Source organism: Marinobacterium weihaiense, from assembly GCF_019061305.1.
Lineage (GTDB): Bacteria > Pseudomonadota > Gammaproteobacteria > Pseudomonadales > Balneatricaceae > Marinobacterium > Marinobacterium weihaiense.
In genome coordinates, this window is sequence record NZ_JAHQZT010000052.1 from 1 (window position 1) to 2,706 (window position 2,706).

A 2,706-nucleotide genomic window follows, 5' to 3' on the forward strand; every position below is an offset into this window, starting at 1 on the left:
CGCTTCTTCATGGTACTGACTGGTAGGGTGTTGGTGATTGCTTGATGCTATCACAGGGCTACCGGTGCCGTGAGGGAGGTTTTTCGAGGTGCCCGAAACACAATGCTTAAGACAATAAAAAAATATGGTGTGGGCCTTTCCTTGATTGCAAGCCTTGGATGCGCTGGCGTGGTGAGTGCGGAAACGACCATGGTTGTCGGTACCTGGTTGCCCCCGACGTCTGTGCAGAATTCGGTTGTTTGGCCGACTTGGGCGAAGTGGGTTGAGGAGGCCACAGAAGGGCGGGTAAAGGTAAAGATTGAATACGATGTGGGGCATCCGAAGTCTTATTTTCAGCTGGTTGAAGACGGCGTTATCGATGCTGGTTTTAGCTATCACGGTTATGTTCCCGGACGTTTCCGGCTACCCATGGTTGCAGAGCAGCCAGGTATGGGAGTTGGAGCTGAGGCGGCTTCAGTTGCGCTTTGGAGAGTGCAGCAAAAATATTTCAACAGGGCAGACGAGTTTTCAGGACTGGAGGTGGTTGGCATGTTCACCCATGGTCCGGGCCAACTGATGACGACCATTCCTATTGAGCGTATTGAAGATATCAAGGATAAAAAAATCCGTATTGGTGGCGGGGTGCAAGCGGATATTGCAAAACGGCTGAGTGCGGTGCCGGTATCTGCACCCGCCACAAAACTATATGAAATGATGCAACAGGGTGTAGTGGATGGGACTCTATTGCCTGCGGGTCAACAGAAAGCACAGCGCTTAGCAGAAGTAACAAAGTATCTGACCACTATCCCTGGTGGTATGTATATGGGCACATTTTCAATTTTTATCAACCCAGAGTTTCTCGATGATCTGGACCCTAAGGACCGAGAAGCAATCATAAGTGTTTCTGGTGAAAGACTATCCGCACTTGCTGGCAAAGCATGGGAGGAGACTGATCATGAAGGTTTAGAATTTGCGCGTGAGCAGGGCGTTACCATTGTTGAATATGGTAAGAACGCAGAATTCTCTCAGGATTTCCTGAAATTGTCCGAAGGCATGGATAAGGCGTGGATTGACAGTGTGTCCGACCTAAATGTAGATGCCGCTGCTGCATTGGCCGAACTCCGAAAAGTTGCTCGTGAGTACGAAGACCTGAAGGAGAGATGATCCAAATTGACCTCCTCCCCACCCTAAAGAGGTGGGGATTCCCACTAAGGACGCTCATGCCCGAGCGCGAGAATATTCCGTGCGGCGTTTACGTCGCGGTCATGCGTGACACCACACGCACAACAGGTCCATTCTCTTATTCCAAGCCCTGCGATACCTCTCGGCCTCGAATCGGGCAGAGCGCCACAATCCGAACAGGTTTGGGTGGTGTACTGCTCACCGACGACCTTGAAAACGATGCCTGCGTGAGCGCATTTGTATTCCAGCATCGTTTTCAACTGACCCCACCCGGCATCCAGTACCGACTTGGCCATACGGGTCTTGGCGAGTGTGGTCGGACTGACATCGCCCACGATGATTTCACCGCAGCGATTAACCAGTTCACGACTGAATTTATGCAGCGCGTCCTTGCGCCGGTTAGCGATCTTGGCGTGAATCGCTCGTACACGTTTTTTCTTACCGGCACGTTGAGCCACGGCCAGCTTATCTTCCAGATCGCGGTAGAAACGACCGGCTTCTAGCTTCGTGCTGTCCGAACAGGTGGCGGTGTCTTTCAGGCCCAGATCAATGCCGATCCGGTCCTGACCGGTCGGTATCTCAACCTCAACCTCAACGGACACATTGAAGTACCAGCGGCCACGCGCATCTTCGGAGAAGGAACCGGCCTTAAAGCGATACTCACCGAGGCCGTAGCTATCCCATACTTTGAAGTAGTGGCCGTTGTGATAAACCTGACCACTTTTCCATTTGGCTGAACCTGACTTAAACGGTATCCAGCCCAATGAACGGCGCACACCACCGGATTTGCGCCACGCGAGCTTACGCTTTTTAAACTGATTACGGCGCGTGACGTACTCTTTACCGACCTGCTGAATAGTATGGCTGTGAAGCAGTAGTTCGGTGCTGGAGCCGTCAGTGTATTTTTGGATGTCGTAGGCAGACAAAAATACACCCCGCTCACGGATAGAGCGTTCGCTAAGTTCGTTAGCGTAGTTCCAGACGAAATTAACACGCCGCGCCATCTCATTGAGGAGCGGAATGTGTTTATCTCGAACGCGAACTTTTAGGGTTTTTGTCTGCTTCATGGCTGTATAAATATACAGTATTTATCAATAAAAAGCAAGTGGTGCTACCGCACCACAGCGCTATCCTTCCCCTCACTCAAAGTAAGGGGCTTGTCGCGCATCATGGTCACTTTTCCGAAGTGGTGCTCGCGCTGGAGGCACTCCAGGAAACCTACTAAGTGCCGATCGCGACCGGTGCTAAGGAACGTATGAACAAGTCCCTCCAGCGCCATTAAAACTGCATTTTCTCTGTGCTGGGGCTCATAAAATGCGCACGTCCGCCTCTTTTAACCAACTGCAACCGCCTTTTCAGGCAGTGCAGACGGATTAACCCGGTGCTCTCAACATCTGGTCCACCCGCACAACATTGGCCAGCGCGAACAGCATGGCCAGCTTGCTGTCGTTTTTCTTCAGGCCACGGTAACGGGCTTTCACGAAGCCGAACTGGCACTTGATGATCCGAAACGGATGCTCAACTTTCGCACGGATGCTGGCTTTC

At 51.8% G+C, this 2,706-nt stretch carries 3 protein-coding genes; 1 reads left to right on the forward strand and 2 read right to left on the reverse strand.

Annotated elements, in window-relative coordinates:
- Positions 1-102 precede the first annotated feature (102 nt).
- Positions 103-1,143 (forward strand): TRAP transporter substrate-binding protein, encoded by a 1,041-nt coding sequence (locus KTN04_RS16460; RefSeq protein ID WP_217336312.1) that lies wholly within the window; start codon positions 103-105, stop codon positions 1,141-1,143.
- Between the two features lie 44 nt (positions 1,144-1,187).
- Here the strand turns inward: KTN04_RS16460 and KTN04_RS16955 are convergent, their stop codons facing one another.
- Positions 1,188-2,228 (reverse strand): RNA-guided endonuclease InsQ/TnpB family protein, encoded by a 1,041-nt coding sequence (locus KTN04_RS16955; RefSeq protein ID WP_254262634.1) that lies wholly within the window; start codon positions 2,226-2,228, stop codon positions 1,188-1,190.
- 306 nt (positions 2,229-2,534) lie between these two features.
- Positions 2,535-2,706, reverse strand: a 172-nt coding sequence (locus tag KTN04_RS16470) for a transposase (RefSeq protein WP_217336314.1), incomplete at its 5' end; no start/stop codon positions are given.